The sequence below is a fragment of the Mycobacterium sp. IDUB_9 genome (genome assembly GCF_055419505.1).
In genome coordinates this window covers 289823-310844 of sequence record NZ_JBVAXU010000006.1, presented here as the reverse complement: position 1 = coordinate 310844, position 21022 = coordinate 289823, and the positions used below count along the sequence as shown (strand labels likewise).

Annotated in this window: 19 protein-coding genes; 8 read left to right on the top strand and 11 right to left on the bottom strand. The window is 65.9% G+C overall.

Going from position 1 to position 21022, the window contains the following annotated elements:
* Nucleotides 1-45 precede the first annotated feature (45 nt).
* From ACZY08_RS24565 to ACZY08_RS24555, 3 genes are all read right to left on the bottom strand, one after another.
* A complete protein-coding gene (locus ACZY08_RS24565; protein ID WP_463746946.1) occupies nt 46-525 on the bottom strand; it encodes a hypothetical protein in 480 nt (159 codons plus the stop codon).
* Nucleotides 525-1688 carry a Rieske 2Fe-2S domain-containing protein gene (locus tag ACZY08_RS24560; RefSeq protein ID WP_463746947.1) on the bottom strand — a complete coding sequence of 388 codons (1164 nt, stop codon included), beginning with the start codon at nt 1686-1688 and terminating at the stop codon, nt 525-527. Before ACZY08_RS24560 ends, ACZY08_RS24565 begins: the two co-directional genes overlap by 1 nt.
* A 108-nt stretch (nt 1689-1796) precedes the next feature.
* On the bottom strand, nt 1797-2432 hold the full coding sequence (locus tag ACZY08_RS24555) for a hypothetical protein (protein ID WP_463746948.1): 636 nt from the start codon (nt 2430-2432) through the stop codon (nt 1797-1799).
* Between the two features lie 61 nt (nt 2433-2493).
* On the opposite strand from ACZY08_RS24555, the gene ACZY08_RS24550 reads away from it, so the two are divergent.
* On the top strand, nt 2494-3018 hold the full coding sequence (locus ACZY08_RS24550; protein WP_463747225.1) for a gamma carbonic anhydrase family protein: 525 nt from the start codon (nt 2494-2496) through the stop codon (nt 3016-3018).
* A 76-nt stretch (nt 3019-3094) separates the two neighbouring features.
* Here ACZY08_RS24550 and ACZY08_RS24545 read toward each other — a convergent pair whose 3' ends face one another.
* From ACZY08_RS24545 to ACZY08_RS24525, 5 genes are read right to left on the bottom strand one after another with little or no spacing between them, the layout of a single operon-like run.
* Entirely contained in the window at nt 3095-3514 is a 420-nt protein-coding gene (locus ACZY08_RS24545; RefSeq protein ID WP_463746949.1) for a nuclear transport factor 2 family protein, read from the bottom strand.
* A 1-nt stretch (nt 3515) separates the two neighbouring features.
* On the bottom strand, nt 3516-4394 hold the full coding sequence (locus tag ACZY08_RS24540) for a TIGR03619 family F420-dependent LLM class oxidoreductase (protein ID WP_463747226.1): 879 nt from the start codon (nt 4392-4394) through the stop codon (nt 3516-3518).
* 2 nt (nt 4395-4396) lie between these two features.
* On the bottom strand, nt 4397-5572 hold the full coding sequence (locus tag ACZY08_RS24535) for a thiolase domain-containing protein (RefSeq protein WP_463746950.1): 1176 nt from the start codon (nt 5570-5572) through the stop codon (nt 4397-4399).
* On the bottom strand, nt 5572-6633 hold the full coding sequence (locus tag ACZY08_RS24530; protein WP_463746951.1) for a thiolase domain-containing protein: 1062 nt from the start codon (nt 6631-6633) through the stop codon (nt 5572-5574). The genes ACZY08_RS24535 and ACZY08_RS24530 overlap by 1 nt, the downstream gene beginning before the upstream one ends.
* Before the next feature lie 13 nt (nt 6634-6646).
* The gene (locus tag ACZY08_RS24525; protein WP_463746952.1) at nt 6647-7648 is read right to left on the bottom strand and encodes a Zn-ribbon domain-containing OB-fold protein; all 1002 of its coding nucleotides are present in this window, start codon (nt 7646-7648) and stop codon (nt 6647-6649) included.
* A 58-nt stretch (nt 7649-7706) separates the two neighbouring features.
* On the opposite strand from ACZY08_RS24525, the gene ACZY08_RS24520 reads away from it, so the two are divergent.
* From ACZY08_RS24520 to ACZY08_RS24510, 3 genes are all read left to right on the top strand, one after another.
* The gene (locus ACZY08_RS24520) at nt 7707-8738 is read left to right on the top strand and encodes an LLM class F420-dependent oxidoreductase (RefSeq protein WP_463746953.1); all 1032 of its coding nucleotides are present in this window, start codon (nt 7707-7709) and stop codon (nt 8736-8738) included.
* A 117-nt stretch (nt 8739-8855) separates the two neighbouring features.
* Complete coding sequence (locus ACZY08_RS24515) at nt 8856-9563, top strand: acetoacetate decarboxylase family protein (protein ID WP_463747227.1); 708 nt, start codon at nt 8856-8858, stop codon at nt 9561-9563.
* Nucleotides 9560-10765, top strand: coding sequence for a cytochrome P450 (locus ACZY08_RS24510; RefSeq protein WP_463746954.1), 1206 nt, complete (start codon nt 9560-9562; stop codon nt 10763-10765). Before ACZY08_RS24515 ends, ACZY08_RS24510 begins: the two co-directional genes overlap by 4 nt.
* Before the next feature lie 674 nt (nt 10766-11439).
* Here the strand turns inward: ACZY08_RS24510 and ACZY08_RS24505 are convergent.
* Nucleotides 11440-12720 carry a sensor histidine kinase gene (locus ACZY08_RS24505; protein WP_463746955.1) on the bottom strand — a complete coding sequence of 427 codons (1281 nt, stop codon included), beginning with the start codon at nt 12718-12720 and terminating at the stop codon, nt 11440-11442.
* 113 nt (nt 12721-12833) lie between these two features.
* Nucleotides 12834-13634, bottom strand: a complete 801-nt coding sequence (locus ACZY08_RS24500; RefSeq protein ID WP_463746956.1) for a crotonase/enoyl-CoA hydratase family protein — start codon at nt 13632-13634, stop codon at nt 12834-12836.
* A 33-nt stretch (nt 13635-13667) separates the two neighbouring features.
* Between ACZY08_RS24500 and ACZY08_RS24495 the strand changes: the two genes are divergently transcribed.
* The 4 genes from ACZY08_RS24495 (at nt 13668) to ACZY08_RS24480 (ending at nt 19650) form a co-directional block, all read left to right on the top strand.
* On the top strand, nt 13668-15356 hold the full coding sequence (locus tag ACZY08_RS24495) for an acyl-CoA synthetase (RefSeq protein ID WP_463746957.1): 1689 nt from the start codon (nt 13668-13670) through the stop codon (nt 15354-15356).
* Nucleotides 15353-16474: an NAD(P)H-dependent flavin oxidoreductase gene (locus ACZY08_RS24490; protein ID WP_463746958.1), complete on the top strand. Its 1122-nt coding sequence runs from the start codon at nt 15353-15355 to the stop codon at nt 16472-16474. The genes ACZY08_RS24495 and ACZY08_RS24490 overlap by 4 nt, the downstream gene beginning before the upstream one ends.
* 134 nt (nt 16475-16608) lie before the next feature.
* Entirely contained in the window at nt 16609-17445 is an 837-nt protein-coding gene (locus ACZY08_RS24485) for a class I SAM-dependent methyltransferase (protein WP_463746959.1), read from the top strand.
* Between the two features lie 216 nt (nt 17446-17661).
* Nucleotides 17662-19650: an FAD-dependent oxidoreductase gene (locus ACZY08_RS24480; RefSeq protein WP_463746960.1), complete on the top strand. Its 1989-nt coding sequence runs from the start codon at nt 17662-17664 to the stop codon at nt 19648-19650.
* Here the strand turns inward: ACZY08_RS24480 and ACZY08_RS24475 are convergent.
* Nucleotides 19612-20877: a PucR family transcriptional regulator gene (locus ACZY08_RS24475; RefSeq protein ID WP_463746961.1), complete on the bottom strand. Its 1266-nt coding sequence runs from the start codon at nt 20875-20877 to the stop codon at nt 19612-19614. The genes ACZY08_RS24480 and ACZY08_RS24475 overlap by 39 nt on opposite strands.
* Nucleotides 20878-21022: the final 145 nt, after the last annotated feature.

Below are 21022 nucleotides of genomic sequence, written 5' to 3'. Positions count from 1 at the left end.
CAGAAATCACGCTTCTGCTGTCCCTGACTGCAGTTTGGATGTGAACTAGCCGTCGCCCGGGGACGGTGCCGAGGACACTTCCTCCAGGCACCCTTCGGCGACAGCGTGCTTGATGCTGTCGGTCAATCGCGGGCATGACCGGGCCCGGGCCGGATCTCCGCCGGCGGAGCGGATCTCCTCGAACGTCGCGCAGCGCCGGACCGCCTCCGAAGACCACTGCACGGAAGTGTGTTCCGCGCTGAGCTTTTTCACCTGAACCGCCACGTGGCAGAACCGGCAGTCCACCGAAACCAGGCCTGAGGTCAGGTAGCGCTCGCGGTCGCGTGCGCTGGACTCGCGGACCGCGGCGGCGCGTTGCGGATCGGACGCGAAATCCGGGGCCTTGGACCATGTTCCGGCGGGCGAACCGCCGGTGCCGCCGCCATGATGATGATCGTCGTCATCATGTGCGCCGTGCAGAAGCAGCATCGAGCGGGCCAGGTCGTCAACATCTGGCGCCTGGCTCCGCTCGTTGCGTGGTGTCATCAGCTGGACTGCAGTGTTTCTTTCTCGGCCGACTTCTCTTCGGCTTTGAGCCTCAGGTTTTCCTCGACCTCGTCGGCCCACTTCTCGTTGGCCGCGGTGGTGTCGATCTCCATCTCGAACCGGTCGGTCATGTCCGGTGTCACATCGGCGACGTCGACGTAGAACTGCTGGTACCAACGACGCATCTGGTAGACAGCGCCGTCCTCCTCGACCAGCAGGGGGTTGTCGATGCGGGTCTTGTGCTTCCAGATCTCGACGTCCTGCATGAAGCCCTGGCTGACGCCTTCGGTCATCGCGTTGGCCAGCTTCTGGGTGGTCTTGTCGTCCATGCCCTTTGGCTTTTCGACGATGACGCCCCACTGCAGCATGAATGCGTCCTGGCTGACCGGGTAGTGGCAGTTGATCAGGATCGACTCGGCCTTGTAGCCGCTGTAGTTGTTGTGCAGCCAATTGATCATGAACGACGGCCCGAAGTAGGAGGCCTCGGAATCCAGGTGCGACTCACCGTATTGGGTGCCCATGCCGCCGATGTCCTGACGGCCCACGTTGTGCAGGTACTGCGACGCGATGTGTCCCTCGAAGACGTTCTTGAAGTACGTCGGCAGGCCGAAGTGGATGTAGAAGAAGTGCGCCATGTCGGTCACGTTGTCGATGATCTCGCGGCAGTTGCTGCCCTCGATCAGCATCGAGTTCCACTGCCACTCGGTCCAGTCGTCGCTGGCGGCCTCGGGAATCTCCGGGATCTGAACCTCAGGCTGCGGGTCATTGCCCTCGTGGTCGTGCCAGACGAACAGCAGGCCGCCGCGCACGTCGGTGTGCCAGGCCCGGGTGCGGGCCAGCCGCGGCGTGCGCTTGGCGTAGGGGACGAGCTTGCACTTGCCGTCGCCGCCCCAGCGCCAGTCGTGGAACGGGCAGGCGACGGTGTCACCCTTGATGGTTCCCTGCGACAGATCGCCGCCCATGTGCCGGCAGTAGCCATCAAGAACTTTGAGGGACCCTTCCGAGTCCGCGAACACCACCAGCTTGGTGCCGAATATCTCGACAGAGTGCGGCTGACCGTCAAGGAAGTTCTTGACCGGTCCCAGGCAGTGCCAACCCCGCGCATAGCGGTCTGGCAGGGCGCCGGTGTCGATCTCTCTGATGCCGGCATGTTCGGTAGTCACGGTGGGCCTCCCGTATCGGTGCTCTCTAACTAGAACACGTTACAGTTTTTTCTGCCCTTCTGGCAATAATTGAGGCGTGACCTGGGGCATACCCGTCGTGAACGGGTGTTACTCACGCTCCGGAAGGCCGATTCGCAGAGCTATCTGTTGCATTCGTCCCACGCTTGCCACCGTCTGAGGCGGCACCGGGTCGTCCGGGTTGCTGTCGAACTCGAGGCGCACCACCGCACGGCCCTGGGTGTACATCAACAGCGTCACCGCCTTCGAGCCGTCGGGTGCGGTCCCCGAGATGACGGTGCCGTTCGAACCCACCGGCACCGGTTGCGGCTGCCCGCCGGTCACCATCGTGCTGACGGCCGCAGAGGCCTGCTTGAGCGTTGCCGAGGCGGTCGCGGCATCCGGGTAGATCAGGATCGTGTCGGCGATCGCCCTGGTGTCGTCGGCATTGACGAACAACGCGCTGGCTCCCGACTGACCATCGGGGTTGACGTTGCTCGACCGCGCGGTGAACGTGTCCGGCGGAATGCTGACATCCTCGGCCTGAAGCAGCAGGTGGCTGTAGTCGGATACCTCCGATTTCGACGACTTCGGCGTTGCCGACGAGGCCGAGGAGGACGGCGTGGCCACCCATGGCGTACTCGGTGAATCGGCGGCCGGCGAGCACGCTGCCGCCGTGCCGACGATGGCCGTGGCAAGGCCGAGGGTGAGCAGGAACTTGGGGCGGTTGGTTGTCGTGAGCGACATAGTTACTGTTCAGGCTACGCGTCGTCGCGCTGACGCCGGTTTCCTGCGGTATATGTGGACGATGCCGCTGTATTCGTTCGAGGGCCGTTCGCCCGTGGTCGACCCAAGCGCTTTCGTGGCCCCTACGGCGACTCTGATCGGCAACGTGACCGTCGAGGCGGGCGCCTCTGTGTGGTTCAACACCGTGCTGCGGGGCGACTTCGCGCCGATCGTCATCCGTGAGGGCGCCAACGTGCAGGACGGCTCGGTGCTGCACGCGCCACCGGGAATTCCCGTCGACATCGGGCCCGGCGCGACCGTCGCCCACATGTGCGTGGTGCACGGCGCACACGTGGGCGAGGAGGCACTGATCGCCAACCACTGCACGGTGCTCGACGGCGCGATCATCGGCCGACGAAGTCTGATCGCGGCGCATTCGCTGGTGGTGGGTGGCACGAAGATCCCCGACGAGGTGTTGGTCACCGGCGCGCCCGCGAAGATCCGTGGACCCATCGCGGGGACCGGCGCACAGACCTGGGTGCAGAGCAACCCGGCGGCGTACCGGGAACTGGCCCAGCGTTATCTCGCCGGCCTCGCCGAGCTCTGATATTCCGCCGAAACGGCATTCCGGCAGGTCGCTACTCGCACTTCGTCTGCTGGAATGCCGTTTCGGCAGAAGTTGGTCAGCTTTCGATCTTCTCGGCGCTCGCGCGGTCCACTTCCCAGAAGGCACGCAGCGCGACCATCTGGCCTTCGTCGTTCACACGGTAGGTGAACACACCCGGGGTGGTGATCCGGTGCCCGCCCATGGTGGTGACGATGCTGCCGACGTTGGCTTCTTCGTTGCCGCACTGGAACGTGTCGACGAATTTGAACTCGAGGTTGTCGGTCGGGGCGATGGCCTTGTCCCAGAACGTCGCGATGGCTTCCTTGCCCTGATGGCCGTTGCCTTCGGGGTCGAAGAACGACGGCCCGATGGGGTCCTGGACGATCGCGTCGTCGGCGAAATTGTCCAGCCAGGCCTGCTTGTCCCGAGAGGCGACCGCCTCCCGGGATCGTTTGCCTGCCAGGTGCGCCGGGTGCTGAGGATCGGTGACGGCCATCTCAGTCCTGCCAGCCGGAGTGGATGTAGGTATCGGCGAACCGCTTGAGTGAATCCTGCTTCTTGTCCAGCGGCGCATCGAAGCCCAGACCTTCGAGCATCCACGGGATCACGATGTTGTCGGTGATGCCCGCTGCGGCAAGTTCCCGGTGTCCGGCGAGGTCGAACTTGTCGATGCACACCGCCTGGAACTCGAAAGGCTCATCGGCCCGGCCGTATTCGGCCCGCAGCTTGTTGATCGCCGTCACCGTCTCACCCAGCTGCGCACACGTCATCATCGCGCTGGTCCAGCCGTCACCCACGCGGGCGGCCCGCTTGAGCGCCACCGATGTGTGCCCGCCGACGTAGAACGGCACCGGCGCCGACGGGGCCGGGCTCATCTGCAGCCGTTCGAAATCGTAGAACTCACCGTGGAACTCGACCATGCCGCCGCCGAGCACGAGCTTGAGCACCTCGATCATCTCGTCGACGCGCGCCCCACGCTTGGCGAATGGAACCCCGCACCACTCGAATTCCTCTGGGGCCCAGCCGATACCGACGCCGAACCCGAACCGGTTGTTGGTCAGGTTGGCCACCGAGCCGACCTGGCGGGCCAGCAGCAGCGGGTTTCGTGAGCCGAGCTTCATCACGTTGGTGTAGAACCGCAGCGTCGAGGTCGCCGCACCCATGGAGGCCGCGGCGATCAGCGGGTCCACCCACGGGGTCTCGGCATTCCACATCCGAGACCCGTCCGGGGTGTACGGATAGTCCGCAGCCTGCTTCTCCATGTAGAACAGCGAGTCGGGCAGCGCGATCGAATCGAACCCGACTTCCTCTGCGGTGCGGGCCAATCCGGTCAGGTGCTCGAGCGGGCCCATGGCCACGCTGAGCGTGTACTTCATGCTCATGACGCCGGTTTGTCTGCGGAGACGACCCACATGGAGTAGTACTGCGCGCCACCGCCATAGGCGTGGCCCAGTGCCTTGCGGGCGCCCTCGACCTGGTGGTCGCCGGCCTTGCCCATCACCTGGATTGCCGATTCGGCGAACCGGATCATGCCGGATGCGCCGATCGGGTTGCTGCTCAACACACCTCCGGATGCGTTGAACGGGATCTTCCCGCCGATCGCGGTCTCGCCGGCCTCGGTGAGCTTCCAGCCCTCACCCTCGGCGGCAAAACCGAGGTTCTCCAACCACATCGGCTCGAACCACGAGAACGGTACGTACACCTCGGCCACGTCGATCTCGTCGATCGGGCTGGTGATGCCGGCATCGCGCCACAACGCCGCGGCCGCATCGCGACCGGCCTGCGGGTTGACCTGGTCCCGGCCGGAGTAGGCCAGGGGCTCGGTGCGCAGTGCCGTGGCGTGGATCCAGGCGACCGGATGTCCCTCGGCCACCCGGGCGTCTGCCGAGGCTTCGTCACCGATCACCATGGCGGCGGCACCATCGGAGGAGGGGCAGGTCTCGTCGAAACGGATCGGATCCCACAGCATCTGCGAGGCCATCACCTTCTCCAAGGTGATGTCGGGCTGGTGCAGATGAGCCAACGGGTTCTTCGCACCGTTGAGGCGGTCCTTGACCGCCACCATCGCGCCGATGTGATCGGGCGCGCCGGAGCGGCGGATGTAGGCGCGCACGTGCGGTGCGAAGTATCCGCCCGCGCCGGCGCCGACGGGCTTGGTGAACGGCACCGGAATGCTCAACGCCCACATGGCATTCGATTCCGACTGCTTCTCCCAGGCCATGGTCAGCACCCGACGGTACTTGCCCGACTTCACCAGGCTGGCCGCCACGATCGAGGTGGACCCGCCCACCGAGCCGGCGGTGTGCACCCGGATCAGCGGCTTGTTGGTCGCGCCGGTGGCGTCGGCCATGAACAACTCGGGCATCATCACGCCCTCGAAGAAATCCGGCGCCTTACCGACCACGACGGCGTCGATGTCGGCCATCGTCGCGCCGGCATCTGCCAATGCTCTGTCGATGGCCTCGCGCACCAGGCCGTTCATCGACACGTCGTGACGCTTGGCCACGTACTTGGTCTGCCCGGTGCCCAGCACCGCAGCGAGATTCTTAGCCATTACTTGCCCTCCAAGACCGCGACCAGATTCTGTTGCAACGCAGCACCGCTCGTGGCGTGCGCCAGCACGCGGCCGGCCGAGCCGGAGAAGATGTGCTGCGCGGCGAAACCGATGCGCTCCAGGCCGGCCGAGAACATCGGGTTGGCCGCCAGGGCGCCGCCCGACGGATTGATCTTCGTCGACGAGCCCAGCCCGATGGCCTCGGTGAGGATCAACTGCTGGTGGGTGAACGGGGCGTAGAGCTCGGCCACCTCGATCGAGCCGGCGTCGCCGCCGGTCGCGGCCTGTGCCGATGCGCTGGTCGAGGTCGAGACGGTGAGATCGCGGGCGCCGAGCACCGGGGTCTCGATGCGGTGCTCGAAACCGGTGATCCAGGCCGGGTTCTCGCGCAGCTCGCGGGCCCGGTCGCCGGCGGCCAGCACAATGGCCGAGGCTCCGTCGGTGATCGGGGCGATGTCGTGGCGGCGCAGCGGTTCGGCAAAGTAGGGACGATCGAGCAGCTCGGCGATGGACGACGCGGATTCCACCGAATCGGTGCGGCCGGCCGCGGCGAACGAGTCCAGGGCCACCTGGGCCATCTGCTCGGCAGTCCATTTACCGGAGTCCAGGCCGAACCGGGCCTGCAGTCCGGCCAGCGACACTGCATCCGGCCACAGCGGTGCGACGGTGTAGGGGTCGGTCTGCAGAGCCAGCACCCGGCGCAGCACACCCGCCGAAGACTTGCCGAAGCCGTAGACCAGTGCGGTGTCAACCTCGCCGGTGAGGATCTTGATGTAGGCCTCGTACAGCGCCCAAGCGGCGTCCATCTCGACGTGCGATTCGTTGATCGGCGGCACGGCGCCGATCGAGTCGATCGCCGAGATGAACGAGAATGCCCGGCCGGCAAGGTAATCGGAGGAGCCGGAGCACCAGAAACCGATATCGGTCTGCTGCAGGCCGAGCTCTGCGTAGAGGCTGGCAAAACACGGCATCAACATCTCGACGCCGTTGGTGGTGCCGTCAGTGCGGCGCACATGCGGGGCATGAGCGAAACCGACGACAGCGACATCACGAAGAGTCATATGGGGGTTCCCTTTACAGGTGGTGCTTGTAGCTGTCGTAGTCGGCGTCGGGCTCACCCGTCGGCCGGAAATGCGAGATGTTGTCGATACCGAGCCCCCATTCCTCCTGGGGCTTCCACACGGCTTCGACCCGCATGCCCATCCGCACTTCGGAAGCGTCGATGTCGGTCACCAGATGAAGGAACGGAATGTCGGCGCCGTCGAGCAGTACGTAGGCCGCGACGTAGGGCGGCTTGATGCGCTGGCCCGCGAACGGGATGTTGATGATCGCGAACGTGGTGACGGTGCCCTGGTCCGGCAGCTCGACGTACTCGGTGAGCTCCTTGCCGGTGGCCGGGTCCGCCTCCTTGGGCGGGAAGTACACCTTGCCCTTTTCACCGTTCACGCCGGAAGTGCGCGCGCCCAGCAGCTTGCCGTCTCGCAGGCCCCGCAGGTAGGTGCTCTCGGGCAGCGAGGCCGTGTGCTGGATCTCGACGGTGGAGGGCGTCACCAGCATGGTCACCGGATCACGATCGTCGGCGGCCGGCGGAACGTCTTCGGGAGTCTCGCCGGGCACGAAGTACGCGATGTCGGTGATGGCGCCTACCGGCTCGTCGACCCAGTGCACGTGCACCCGGGCGCCGGTGCTGAGGTCGCCTTCCTTGACGTCCACCGCATGCAGCAGCGGTGTGTCGGCACCGTCGAGCTTGATCAACGCCCAGGCGAATGCCCGGTCCAAGGGCTGGCCCTCGAGCGGCTCGGGCTGCCAGGTCCAGGACACCACGGTCCCGACACTGGACACCGGAACCACCTCGGTCAGGGCCTCGTAAGTGACCGGGTCATACTCAGCGGGTGGCACGTGCACGCGTCCGTCCGACCCGCGCACGCCGACGATCCGGCGCTCACGCAGGGCAGTGAAGAACTGGCTGAGCAGTGGGCCCACTGAACGGGTGTAGTCAAACGACAGTTTCAGTGGCGCGGAAAGTGGCGGCTCACGGTGATCTGTCGAGGCCGGGCGGCTTTGGCTGGCTGTCACACATCGAGTAGAACAGGTTCTAAGAATCGTCGCAAGGACGAGTGGGAAGGCAATCTAAATGAAGCTCGGTTTGCAACTCGGATACTGGGGCGCGCAGCCGCCGACCAACCACGCCGAACTTGTCGCCGCCGCCGAGGAAGCGGACTTCGACACTGTCTTCACCGCCGAAGCCTGGGGTTCGGACGCCTACACGCCCCTGGCCTGGTGGGGCCGGGAAACCACCCGCATGCGACTGGGGACCTCGGTCATCCAGATGTCGGCCCGCACACCGACCGCGTGCGCGATGGCCGCACTCACGCTGGATCACCTGTCCGGTGGCCGCCACATCCTCGGGCTGGGCGTATCCGGTCCGCAGGTGGTGGAGGGGTGGTATGGCGCGAAATTCCCGAAGCCGCTGGCCCGCACCCGCGAGTACATCGACATTCTGCGTCAGGTGTGGGCGCGCGAGGCCCCGGTGCACAGCGACGGCCCGCACTACCCGCTGCCGCTGACCGGCGAGGGCACCACCGGCCTGGGCAAGAACCTCAAGCCGATCACCCATCCGCTGCGCGCCGACATCCCGGTGATGCTGGGCGCCGAGGGTCCCAAGAACGTCGCGATGGCCGCCGAGATCGCCGACGGCTGGCTGCCGATCTTCTACTCGCCGCGCATCGCCGGTATGTACAACGAGTGGCTCGACGAGGGCTTCGCCCGACCCGGCGCGCGGCGCACCCGGGAGACCTTCGAGATCTGTGCCACCGCTCAGGTCGTGGTCACCGACGACCGGCCGGCGATCATGGAGCTGATGAAGCCGCACCTCGCGCTGTACATGGGCGGGATGGGTTCTGAAGACACCAACTTCCACGCCGAGGTGTACCGCCGGATGGGATATGCGGAGGTCGTCGACGACGTCACCAAACTCTTCCGCAACGACCGCAAAGAGGAAGCCGCCAAGATCATCCCCGACGAGCTGGTCGATGACTCCGCGATCGTCGGAAACCTCGACTACGTCAAGGATCAGATCAAAGCCTGGGAGGCCTCCGGCGTCACGATGATGGTCGTCGGTGCCCGCTCTGTCGAGCAGATCAAAGATCTCGCCGCCTTGGTCTGAGTCTGAGTAGACACTTTGTTGCAACCTGTCTACTCGAGGTTCTAGATTTATGGCGTGAGTCACAGCGCGCCCTCTTCCGGGCCTTCGCAACACACCGTTGCCGGCACCGTACTGACCATGCCGGTGCAGATCCGCACGGCCGAACAGCACATGGCGATGTTCTCGGTGGACGCCGCTGCTGCGCAGCGGATGATCGACTACAGCGGTCTGCAGGTCTACCGGCACCGGCCGCACCGCGCGCTCGTCGTGCTGATGCTGATGCACTACATCGACGGTGATCTGGGCCCGTATCTGGAGTACGGCACCAACGTGATGGTGAACCGGCCCGGATCTCAGGACAGCGGTTTGCGCGGTCTGGGGTCGGCCGGCGCCTTGGTGCATCATCTTCCGGTCGACGGGGAGTTCACGTTGCAGGCCGGCCGACAGATTTGGGGCTATCCGAAGGTCTTGGCGGACTTCACCGTTCGCGGTGCGGACAATGGCGCCGGGGTTCGTGACGGTAGGCCGTTCAGCTTCGATGTCAGCATCGACGGCAAGCCGGCGGTGGGCATGGATTTCAAACCTGGGCTCCCGATTCCATCCCGGTTCACCGCCAAACCGCAGGTGCAGTCCACTTTCTCCCACCTCGACGGCGTCCTGCGCGAAACCGAAGGCCAGATGCGGCTTTCCGGTGTGCGGTACCGCCCGGGCGGGGTCACGGTGCGGCTGGGAGAGCACCCGTACGCCAAAGAGCTCGCGGCCCTGGGCCTGCCCAAACGGGCGATGTTGTCCAGTTCGGTCCGCAATGTGCAGATGACGTTTGCTGATGCCAAGGAGATTTCGTGACCCAAGTACTGCTCAAGCCTGATGTCGACCTCACCAACGGCAATTTTTATGCCGACGGTGGCGCGCGGGAGGCCTACCGATGGATGCGGGCCAACGAGCCGGTCTTCCGCGACCGCAACGGGTTGGCCGCGGCCGCCACGTATGCGGCGGTGATCGATGCCGAGCGTAATCCCGAGCTGTTCTCCAACGCCGGTGGAATCCGTCCCGATCAGCCCGGCATGCCCTACATGATCGACATGGACGATCCGGCACATGTGTTGCGCCGCAAGCTGGTCAACTCCGGCTTCACCCGCAAGCGCGTGATGGACAAGGTGCCGTCGATCGTGAACCTGTGCGACACCCTGATCGACGCGGTGTGTGAACGCGGGGAATGCGATTTCGTCCGCGACATTGCCGCACCTCTGCCGATGGCGGTGATCGGTGACATGCTCGGTGTGCTGCCCACTGAGCGCGAGATGCTGCTGAAGTGGTCGGATGACCTGGTCTGCGGGCTGAGTTCACATCTCGACGAGACGGCCGTCAACATGCTGATGGAGACGTTTGCCGCCTACACCGCGTTCACCATGGATGTGATCGCCAAGCGCCGCGCCGAGCCGACCGATGACCTGTTCTCGATCCTGGTGAATGCCGAGGTCGAGGGACAGAAGATGAGTGACGACGAGATCGTCATGGAGACGCTCCTGATCCTCATCGGCGGCGACGAGACCACGCGGCACACGCTCTCGGGCGGGGCCGATCAGCTACTGCGCCACCGTGATCAGTGGGATCGTCTGGTAGCTGATCAGTCCCTGCTGCCCGGCGCGATCGAGGAAACGCTGCGCTGGACCTCACCGGTCAAGAACATGTGCCGCACCCTGACCGCCGACACCACCTTCCACGGAACCGAGTTGAAGGCCGGCGAGAAGATCATGCTGATGTTCGAGTCGGCGAATTTCGACGAGGCGGTGTTCGGAGATCCGGACGATTTCCGGATCGATCGAAACCCCAACAGCCATCTGGCTTTCGGCTTCGGGACGCATTTCTGCCTGGGCAATCAGCTGGCTCGCCTGGAACTGCGCCTGATGCTCGAACGGCTGCTCGAACGACTGCCCGATCTGAGGTTGGCCGACGACAACCAGTTGCCGTTGCGTCCGGCCAACTTCGTCAGCGGTCCGGAATCGATGCCGGTCGTGTTCACCCCGAGCGCTCCGGTGGGGGCATAGCGGTCTGCGTCGGGGGCTTCAGGTGCTCTAAACCGAGGATTCCAGCCACTATTGAGCAGCAATCCTCGATTTAGAGCTCTGCGCAGACGCGGCACCGGCCCCTCGGGCATGTCAGCCGGCTGTGTACTCCTGTGCGTTGGTTAAGCATCCGCTGTGTAACGCCTTCACGGGTTTCGTATAGCTGGCCTAATTAGATAGGCTCGCGATATCGGGGGATGTGACGCGACGACTAGAGGAGTGCATGAGATGGCACGACATTTACCTGGGCGAAGTGTGTTGAGCGGAGTAGTGCTGGGTGGGGCGCTTTTGGCCGGCGCCATCGGAGTGGCCGGTCAGGCCAACGCGGCGCCGACACCGGGAATGACCCCGGCGCCGGCAAGCGTTCAGGTTGCGGGATCGGTCCCGCTGTCCTCGATGCCCGCTCCGCCGTTGCGGCCGTGGGGCCCGCCACCACCACCTCCGCCGCCATTCTGGGGACCGCCTCCGCCGCCACCGTTCTGGGGGCCGCCACCTCCACCGTTCTGGGGGCCGCCTCCGCCGCCACCCGGACATTGGGGGCCGCCGCCGGGACACTGGAGGCCACGGCCCGGGCACTGGCGCTAGCAGTGCGTCGACCGCCTGAAGCTGAGGCCCTGCTCGAAACATCGGGCAGGGCCTCAGTTTTGCGTACGGAACTACTTCAGCTGAAAGTTGGGCGGCCGCTTGACCGCCAATGCTCTGTTCGCATCGGAGGTGCACTTCGCGGGCACCGAAATCGACACGGTGGTTCCGGGTGGGCTCGCGACCACGAATGTGCCGCCCGCGGCCAGCACCTTGGCGCAGATCGAGGCGAACCCGATGTGGCCATCTTCGACGCTTTGGGCCAGACGCTCCGGCGGAATGCCGATGCCGTCGTCGGTGATGCCCAGTGCGGCCTGAATACCGTTGTACCCCAAGATGAACCGCAGATTATCGGCCTGTGCGTGCTTGATGGCATTCGTCGAGAATTCGCGGGCCGCACTGTAGATCAGGTGATCGGCGTCGGTGCGCAAGTCGTCGGGCCAGCTGCTGGCGTCCAACTGGACCGCGAGGCTGGTGCGCGTCGCGATTCCGTCGGCAAGTGAGGTCATTGCCGCTTTGAGGCCGGCCCGGGCCAACACCTCGGGGTGCAGTTCACGGACCACGTCACGCAGCAGCCGGGAGGACTCCGCCAACGCGAAGTCGACGCGGTCCATCCCGTCGACCGATCCGTCCCGGACCTCCTCCATATCGCGCCGCGCCACCAGCACGTACTGGAGCGCGCCATCGTGCAGGCGTTCGGAAAGCGATTGGCGTTCGCGCTTCTCCAGGCTGATCACTTCTTCGAGCAGGCGAGTCCGCTCCAGGGCGAGGCCGGCGATGGTCCTCGTTCTCGATTGCTGAATCCGCGACAACGCGACCGACCCGGCGGCCAAGCCGAACAGCACGGCGGTCCGTGCCAGGATCGACCCCCAGGGCTCATTGCCGTTGGCAGCCTTGTCGACCCAGCTCACTGCGAAGAAAGTGACCACCGTGGGGACCGCGATCGTGGCGCTGACGACCGGGTCGAGCTGTGCTGCCGCGATCAGTGGGATCAGGAACAGCCCGTGCTGTACCACGTCGGAGGTCCAGGTCTCTGCCGAACTGATCCCTGTCTCCGTTGAAATGATCGCTACCGCAAGGAGATCCACGCACAGCATGAGCAGCGCCACCGACCGCCGGGTTCCCCCGCCCAACCGATCGGCAGAGCGCAGCTCCCACCAGCTCCACGCCGCGACCGCCGCGACATATCCGGCGAAGATCGCCCGGTGCAGCCACAGGTTCGAGTGCGGAGGCTGCGACAGCAGGGCCGCACCGATGAACATCGCCATGAGTATTCGCAGGGCGAGTTGCAGTAACAGGCCATGGCGTACCGAGGTATCGGCGGTCGGCGCAGACGCCTCATCGCGTTCAGACATGCCCGGCTCCCGTCCCGGCAAGTTGGCACGAGTATAGGACTGCTCAGTGCCGCGACGAGGACAGTTGGCGACGAAACCACGACGGTGACGGTCTGTGCCGGCCGCCCCGCGAATCAGCGCATCTGGAACTTGGGCGCGCGCTTCTCCTTGAAAGCCAGCGGGCCTTCCTTGGCGTCCTGGGACAGGAACACCGGGATGCCGTTGGCGGTGTCGGGCTTGAACGCCTCGTTCTCGTGCATGCCCTCGGTCTCGCGGATGGTCTTGAGGATGGCCTGCACGGCCAGCGGGCCGTTGTTGTTGATCACCTCGGCGATCTCCAGGGCCTTGTCCAGCGCGGTGCCATCGGGAACGACGTGACCGATCAAGCCGTACTCCAGGGCCTGGGCGGCGGTGATGTGCCGCCCGGTCAGCAGCATGTCGCAGGCGATCGTGTACGGAATCTGGCGCACCAGGCGCACCGCCGAGCCACCCATGGGGTAGAGGCTCCACTTGGCCTCGGAAATGCCGAACTTGGCGCTCTCACCGGCCACGCGGATATCGGTGCCCTGCAGGATCTCGGTGCCGCCGGCGATGGCCGGACCCTCCACTGCGGCGATCAGCGGCTTGGTCAGCCGGCGACCCTTGAGCAGGCCGTCGATCCGTGACGGGTCGTAGCTGCCGTCCTTGAACGAATCGCCCGGCGGCTTCTTGGTCGCGCCCTTGAGGTCCATGCCGGCGCAGAAGTACCCGCCGGCGCCGGTGAGGATGCAGGTACGGATCTCCGGATCGCTGTCGACGCGGTCCCAGGCCTCGACCATGATCGAGAGCATCTCGGTGGAAAGCGCGTTGCGCGCCTCCGGCCGGTTCAGCGTCAGGATCAGGGTGTGTCCGCGCTGCTCAATGAGGGCGTCGGGCCCTTTTTCGGTCTCGCTCACGAGTGCCAGCCTCTCTGCAATTTCAACCCAGACTTGTCTCGAAATGTAACACGTTCTAGTTTAGGTTCTGTGGCTCTGAATATTGCGGATCTTGCCGAGCACGCCATCGATGCTGTGCCTGACCGTGTCGCCCTGATTTGTGGCGACGAACAGCTGACCTATGCGCAGTTGGAGGAGAAGGCCAACCGTCTGGCCCACTACCTGATCGCCCAAGGCGTCAAGAAGGACGACAAGGTCGGCCTCTACTGTCGCAATCGCATCGAGATCGTCATCGGGATGCTCGGCATCGTGAAGGCCGGCGCGATCCTGGTGAACGTCAACTTCCGCTATGTCGAGGGCGAGCTGAAGTACCTGTTCGACAACTCGGACATGGTCGCGCTGATCCATGAGCGGCGCTACGCCGACCGGGTGGCCAACGTGCTGCCGGAGACGCCGAATGTGAAGACCGTCCTGGTGGTCGAAGACGGGTCAGACGACGACTACCAGCGTTACGGCGGCGTCGAGTTCTACTCGGCCATCGCCGAGCACTCACCCGAGCGCGACTTCGGCCCGCGCAGCGAGGACGACATCTACCTGCTCTACACCGGCGGCACCACCGGCTTCCCCAAGGGCGTCATGTGGCGTCACGAGGACATCTACCGGGTGCTGTTCGGCGGCACCGACTTCGCCACCGGCGAGCCCGTTGCCGACGAATACGACCTGTCCAAGCAGGCCGTCGCCAACCCGCCGATGATCCGGCTGCCCATCCCGCCGATGATCCACGGCGCGACCCAGTCGGCCACCTGGATGGCGCTGTTCACCGGGCACACCGTGGTGCTGATGCCGGAGTTCGACGCCGACGCCGCGTGGCGGATGATCCACGAGCACAAGGTGAATCTCCTGTTCTTCACCGGTGACGCGATGGCCCGGCCGCTGCTCGATGCGCTGCTGGCCCATCAGGACGCAGGGAACGAATACGACCTGTCGTCGCTGTTCCTGCTCGCCAGCACCGCGGCCCTGTTCTCCACCAGTCTCAAGGAGAAGTTCCTGGAGCTGCTGCCCAACCGGATCATCACCGACTCGATCGGCTCGTCGGAGACCGGTTTCGGCGGTACCTCCGTGGTGGCCAAGGGACAGAGCCACACCGGCGGTCCGCGCGTGACGATCGACAAGAACACCAAGGTGCTCGACGAGGACGGCAACGAGGTGGTCCCGGGATCGGGCGTGCGCGGCATCATCGCCAAGTGCGGCCACATCCCGGTCGGTTACTTCAAGGACGAGAAGAAGACCGCTGAGACCTTCCGGACCTTCAACGGGGTCCGCTACGCCATCCCGGGCGACTACGCCGAGGTCGAGGCAGACGGCAGCGTGACCATGCTGGGCCGCGGCTCGGTGTCGATCAACTCCGGTGGCGAGAAGATCTACCCCGAAGAGGTCGAGGCCGCGCTGAAGGGGCACCCGGACGTGTTCGACGCCTTGGTGGTCGGCGTGCCCGACGAGCGTTTCGGTCAGCACGTCGCGGCCGTCGTACAGCCGCGCGAGGGTGCACGCCCGACCCTGGCCGACCTCGACACGTTCGTGCGCAGCGAGATCGCGGGCTACAAGGTGCCGCGCAGCCTGTGGCTGGTCGACGAGGTCAAGCGTTCGCCTGCGGGCAAGCCTGACTACCGGTGGGCCAAGGACACCACCGAGGAGCGGGCCGCCGACGAGGTGCACGCCAATCACGTGGGAGCCAAGTCGTGAAAACCGACCTCTGCGAACGGTTCGGGATCGAATACCCGATTTTCGTCTTCACCCCGTCGGAGAAGGTGGCCGCCGCGGTCACCCGGGCCGGCGGTCTGGGTGTGCTGGGCTGCGTGCGGTTCAACGATCCCGACGAGCTGGAAAACGTGCTGTCCTGGATGGACGCCAACACCGACGGCAAGCCGTACGGCGTCGACGTGGTGATGCCGAACAAGATCCCCACCGAGGGCAGCGCAGTCGACATCGACAAGCTGATTCCGCAGGCTCACCGGGACTTCGTCGCGAAAACCCTTGCCGATCTCGGCGTTCCGCCGCTCCCCGCGGAGGGCGAGCACAACACAGGTGTGCTGGGCTGGCTGCACTCGGTGGCGCGAAGCCATGTCGAGGTGGCGTTGCGCCATCCGATCAAGCTGATCGCCAACGCGCTGGGGTCCCCGCCCAATGACGTCATCGAGCAGGCTCACAAGGCAGGTGTGCCGGTGGCCGCGCTGGCCGGCAGCGCGAAGCATGCGCTCAGCCACGTGGCCAACGGGGTGGACATCGTGATCGCCCAGGGGCATGAGGCCGGCGGGCACACCGGTGAGATCGGCTCGGTGGTGTTGTGGCCGGAAATCGTCGACGCCGTCGACGGTAAGGCCGCGGTGCTTGCTGCCGGCGGTATCGGCAGCGGCCGACAGGTCGCGGCGGCCCTGGCACTCGGTGCTCAGGGTGTCTGGATGGGATCGGCATTCCTCACCGCGGCTGAGTACGACCTGGGCGTGCGTCGCGAGTCGGGTGCCTCGGTGATCCAGGAGGCATTGCTGAATGCCACCTCCGCCGACACCGTGCGCCGGAAGATCTACTCCGGCAAGCCCGCCCGGATCTTGAAGAGCCGTTGGACCGATGCCTGGGACGCACCGGACGCCCCCGAAGCGCTGCCGATGCCGTTGCAGAACATTCTGGTCGGCGAGGCGCATCAGCGGATGAGCCTTTCCGATGACCCGACCGCGGTCGCGATGCCGGTCGGTCAGATCGTGGGCCGGATGAACGAGATCCGGCCGGTCGCCGACATCATCGGTGAGCTGGTGAGCGGTTTCGAGGCGGCCACCAAGCGCCTGGACGGTATCGCCGGCAGCTGATTTTCTCCCGTGAGGAGGAATGGGTTCGCCTCGTTGCGGGCGCCGGGTGTTCAAACTGAGCGGTCCCGAAAAAACCTAGCGAGACTTCCTCGTGCAGACCGGTATGGTCGCGGCGGCGAGGAAAGGATCAGCTGGTGAACGAAGCCGACGCTCTTGCGGCCAACCGTGCGAACTGGGACGAACGGGCCGATGTGCACGTCCGGTCCCAGATGTATGACGTACCAGGGTTTCTGGCCGATCCCACCGATATCTCATGGGTGGTGCGCAACGACCTCGAGGTGCTCGCGCCCCACCTGCCGGAAAGCGGTGTGAAAGACCGCTCGCTTCTGCACCTGCAATGCCACATCGGTACCGACACCGTGTCGTGGGCGAGGCTGGGAGCCCGCGACGTGCACGGCGTGGATCTGTCGCCGAATTCGCTGCGGCACGCGGCCAGGATCGCCGAGGCCGACGGCCGCGAGATCACCTGGGTGGAGGGCGACGCGCGGTTCGCGTCGACGTTGATCCAGCGACGCTTCGAGACCATCGTGACCAGTACGGGAACCATCGTGTGGCTGCCCGAACTGGCCAGCTGGGCCCGATCGATCCACGACCTGCTTGAGCCGGGCGGAGTGTTCCTGATCCGCGACGACCATCCGATCCTGAGCGCGATGGACTACGAGCCGTGGAACATCACCGACGACTACCTCAGCGGCGGCGGAGTCCGAACCTACGACGACCCAGGAACATACACCGAGAACTCGGCCGATCAGATCACCCAAGTGCGCAACCACGAGTGGCGCCACGACCTGTCCGAAGTGATCACGTGCCTGCTGCAGGCCGGGCTCGTCATCGAGGCATTGGCCGAACTGCCCTACATGGACTGGCAGGCATTCCCGGCGCTGGTGCCCTGCCCTCAAGGCTGGGCCCTGCCGCCGGAGGCGCCCCGGATCCCGCTGAACTTCGCAGTCGTCGCGCGACGTCCCCGCTGACAGCGGCGTTGTAGTCCGGATACAACCGGCCCCGCAGAGTTGGTGGCGCCGGTACATCGGAATCCGCCCGCTCGCCGCGTAATTTTCGTCACGAACGCGACGCCGGATCACCAATGGGCGTGGGGATTGCCCCTCGCCCCAACATCCCCTGATCGATGTGTATCTGACCTACATCTGCGCCGCGAGAACCATCCGCGAGCGAGGAGTCACACAGACATGCCGATCACCGAGAACCACCGTGAGGTACTGCAGGCCCTGGCCGAGGCGGTTGTGCCGGCACTGGAACGCGCCGATGACCCCACGGGATTCTGGGCGCTGTCCGGTAGCGACCTGCACGCCGACGCCGGCGTTGCGATGGCCCTCGCCGCGATGCCCCAGGCCCAGCAGGCAGGCCTGCTGGGGCTGCTCGATGCGCTGCACGCGGCAGGTTTCGTCGGCGAGCCACCGTCGGCGCGGGAACAGATCCTGACCAATGTCGGGCTGCTGGGCCCGGAAGCCGCCGCAGGGGTGAACGCTCTGGCGTCGCTGACGCTGGCCTTCGCCTACGCGGGCCCCGATCCCCAGACCGGCAGCAACCCGATGTGGGCCGGTTTCGGCTTCCCGGGTGGCCCGGCCGTCGAACCCGGTGGCGACGGCGGATTCGAGCCTTATCTGCCGGACGCCTCGGTGATCGAAGCCGACGTCTGTGTGGTGGGTTCGGGTGCCGGCGGTGGTCTGATCGCCGGCGTGCTCGCCGGCGCGGGTCTCGACGTCGTGGTGCTCGAGGCCGGCGGCAACCACAACGAATCCGACTTCAGCGGACTCGAACTGCCTGCCTTCCAGCAGTTGTTCTGGCACGGTGGCCCAACCCCGACCGCCGATTTCAACGTGTCGCTGCTGGCCGGCTCCACCCTGGGCGGCGGGCCGACCGTCAACTGGTCCAACTGCCTGCGTACCCCCGCGCATGTGCGCGAACAGTGGGCTCGCGAATCCGGCCTCGATGGCGTCGACGGCCCCGACTTCGACCGGCACATGGATGCCGTGTGGGCCCGACTCGGTGTCAACGCGCACTGCTCGGACCTCAACGGCCCGCATGAGCGGATGCGCGCCGGCGCAGCCGAACTCGGCTGGTCGTTCACGGGTCTGACCCGAAATGCCGACCCCGCCGCCTACTCACCCGACACCGCGGGCTACATAGGTATGGGGGACCGGTCGGGCGCCAAACTCGATGTACGCCGCACCTATCTGACCGACGCGGTCGCCGCGGGCGCGCGAGTGATCGTGCGCTGCAACGCCGAACGGGTACTGACCGAGGACGGCCGCGCCGCCGGCGTGGCGGCAACGGTCGTCGACCCGCGAACCGGCGCAACCACTGATCTGCAGGTACGCGCCCCACGCGTCGTGGTGGCCTGCGGATCGCTGGAATCTCCTGCGCTGCTGCTTCGTTCGGGAATCGGCGGTCCCGCCGTCGGGAAGAACCTGCACCTGCACCCGGTGATCGCGACTCTCGCTCTGCACGACGAGCCGCAGCGGCCGTGGTGGGGCGCCCCGATGACGGCGATGGTCGACGAGTTCGCCGATGTCGAGGACGGGCACGGCTTTCTGATCCAAGGTGTGCAGTGGTCGAACTCGATCATCGCAGCCGGGATGGCGCGGTCCTCGGCGGCTGAACTCAAAGAGACGATGGCTCAGCTCGAGAACGCGGTGTGGTTTGTCGGTATCCCGCGCGACCGTGGGCACGGGAGCGTGACGATCGACGACGCCGGCAACTCGGTGATCCACTACGAGGTGACCGACGAGGTCGACGTGCGCAACGAGCAGCGCTCGCTGGAGGCCCAGATTCGCTTGCACGCAGCGAGCGGCGCCCGCGAGATCGTGCCGTTCACGGCCGGTTCGCTGCGCTGGCGCCGGGGCGAGGACCTCGAGCAGTTCATCGAGACGCTCAAGGGTGTTCCCTTCGGTGCCGGCGGGCACCGGGTGTTCTCCGCGCACCAGATGAGCAGCTGCCGCATGGGTTCGGACCCGGCGACCTCGGTGGCCGACCCGTGGGGCGAAGTCCACGACACCTCCGGTGTCTACATCGGCGATGCCAGCGCACTGCCGACCGCTACCGGGGTGAATCCGATGATCTCGACCATGGCAGTGGCGCACCGCACCGCCGAAGCCATCCTCCGCGCGGCCACGGAATCACTGCAGGACCGCAGCCTGGAACCAGTGGCACAGTAGGAGAGCGATCTCGACGTCGAGCCGGTCGGTGATGGTTATCGGCCGGCCTCGTCGTTCTTCGGCCCGCTGGACGCGGTACCGCACGGTGTTGAAATGCATGTTCAGGTCCGTCGCGGCAGCCTTGTAGCTCGAGCCGGACTGCAGGAAGACCCACAGTGTCTCGCGGAGACGTTCATCGGCTTCGGTCGCGGAGGCCAGACCGCCGAGCACCTCACCCACCCAGGCACGTGCCGCGGGCAGATTGTCGACGTGCAGTGCGGCAGCCGATACGCCCGGGTCGGTGTTGGCGATGAACCGGTCGGACTGTGCGCCCGACGTGAGGACCCTCAGTGCACCCAGCGCCTGGCGGTGTGACCGCCGGAAGCCTTCGACTCCCGGCAGCGGATCCCCGATTGCGACCAGCGGTGGGTGCCGCTGCTCGGCGGCGAACTGGCGCGTGCGCTCAACTGCCTCTGCCGCCGAGTCCGCCGTCAACGGAATCCAGCCCCACCCGGTCAGCCGGTCGGCGGCGACCAACAGTGGGGCGCCTTGGCTACCAAGGCATTCGGCGAGGGAACGGGCGAGGCGCCCCATGTGCACCAGCTCATCACCCTCGGGCGAATCGGTATAGGAGACAACCACCGCCAAGTGGATCCGTCGCAGCGGATAGCCGATCTGGACGCTCACCTCGTCGATGTCGACCGGGCCGGATTCGAGCAGTTCCCGGACCCGAATGGCCCGCGCGGTGTTCTGGGCTGCCAGGCAACGCTCCCGCTCGACCTGATACGCCGCGGTGACCCGCTGCGAGATCTGGTCGATGTAGGTGAACGTGGTGGCGGTGACGCTCTGAAACACGTCCAGGGCCTGCTGGGTATCCAGGTCGAGCAGCCGGACCTCGTCGAGCACGATGTCGAGCAGGGTCTGCTGGCCGAGCCGATACGCGCGCACCAGGGCGTTGGCCGGGGCGCCCCGGCGGGCCAGCTCCCTGGCGTGTGCCAACGCGGAGGGTGGCGGTTCGATGCGCTCGATCGCCGTGCCGTGCTGGATCGCCGAGAAGACGGTTTCGACGTTCTCGGCCACGCTGTCGCGCAGTAGATCGAGCAGTTGAGGTTGCCCGCGCATCTCGGCGATCTCGGATATCAGATGCTGCTGGATCATCTGGGTGACATCGTCGACCCGGTCAGCCAGCCGCGCGGCGATCACTGCGGCGGGATCGGTGTCGGCAGGTAGCGGCGTGCGCTGCTCCATGAGATGAAGCGTAGGCCCCGACCGCGAGACCGGGGCCTAGTCGGCGGCACTCTCCCCACCAGCGGGTTCGGTGCACCCCGCCGCCAGGGCCACACCGATCGTCACCGCACCTGACCGGAAGAATGTCGCCTCAACATTGCCGGCG

What these genes read in the sequence shown, in the direction of transcription:
- ACZY08_RS24550 (WP_463747225.1), top strand. Translation starts at nt 2,494, where the DNA reads ATGCCGCTGTATTCGTTCGAGGGCCGTTCGCCCGTGGTCGACCCAAGC.
- ACZY08_RS24535 (WP_463746950.1), bottom strand. Translation starts at nt 5,572, where the DNA reads ATGGCTAAGAATCTCGCTGCGGTGCTGGGCACCGGGCAGACCAAGTAC.
- ACZY08_RS24520 (WP_463746953.1), top strand. Translation starts at nt 7,707, where the DNA reads ATGAAGCTCGGTTTGCAACTCGGATACTGGGGCGCGCAGCCGCCGACC.
- ACZY08_RS24480 (WP_463746960.1), top strand. Translation starts at nt 17,662, where the DNA reads ATGCCGATCACCGAGAACCACCGTGAGGTACTGCAGGCCCTGGCCGAG.
- ACZY08_RS24530 (WP_463746951.1), bottom strand. Translation starts at nt 6,633, where the DNA reads ATGACTCTTCGTGATGTCGCTGTCGTCGGTTTCGCTCATGCCCCGCAT.
- ACZY08_RS24540 (WP_463747226.1), bottom strand. Translation starts at nt 4,394, where the DNA reads ATGAAGTACACGCTCAGCGTGGCCATGGGCCCGCTCGAGCACCTGACC.
- ACZY08_RS24515 (WP_463747227.1), top strand. Translation starts at nt 8,856, where the DNA reads ATGCCGGTGCAGATCCGCACGGCCGAACAGCACATGGCGATGTTCTCG.
- ACZY08_RS24555 (WP_463746948.1), bottom strand. Translation starts at nt 2,432, where the DNA reads ATGTCGCTCACGACAACCAACCGCCCCAAGTTCCTGCTCACCCTCGGC.
- ACZY08_RS24565 (WP_463746946.1), bottom strand. Translation starts at nt 525, where the DNA reads ATGACACCACGCAACGAGCGGAGCCAGGCGCCAGATGTTGACGACCTG.
- ACZY08_RS24505 (WP_463746955.1), bottom strand. Translation starts at nt 12,720, where the DNA reads ATGTCTGAACGCGATGAGGCGTCTGCGCCGACCGCCGATACCTCGGTA.
- ACZY08_RS24545 (WP_463746949.1), bottom strand. Translation starts at nt 3,514, where the DNA reads ATGGCCGTCACCGATCCTCAGCACCCGGCGCACCTGGCAGGCAAACGA.
- ACZY08_RS24475 (WP_463746961.1), bottom strand. Translation starts at nt 20,877, where the DNA reads ATGGAGCAGCGCACGCCGCTACCTGCCGACACCGATCCCGCCGCAGTG.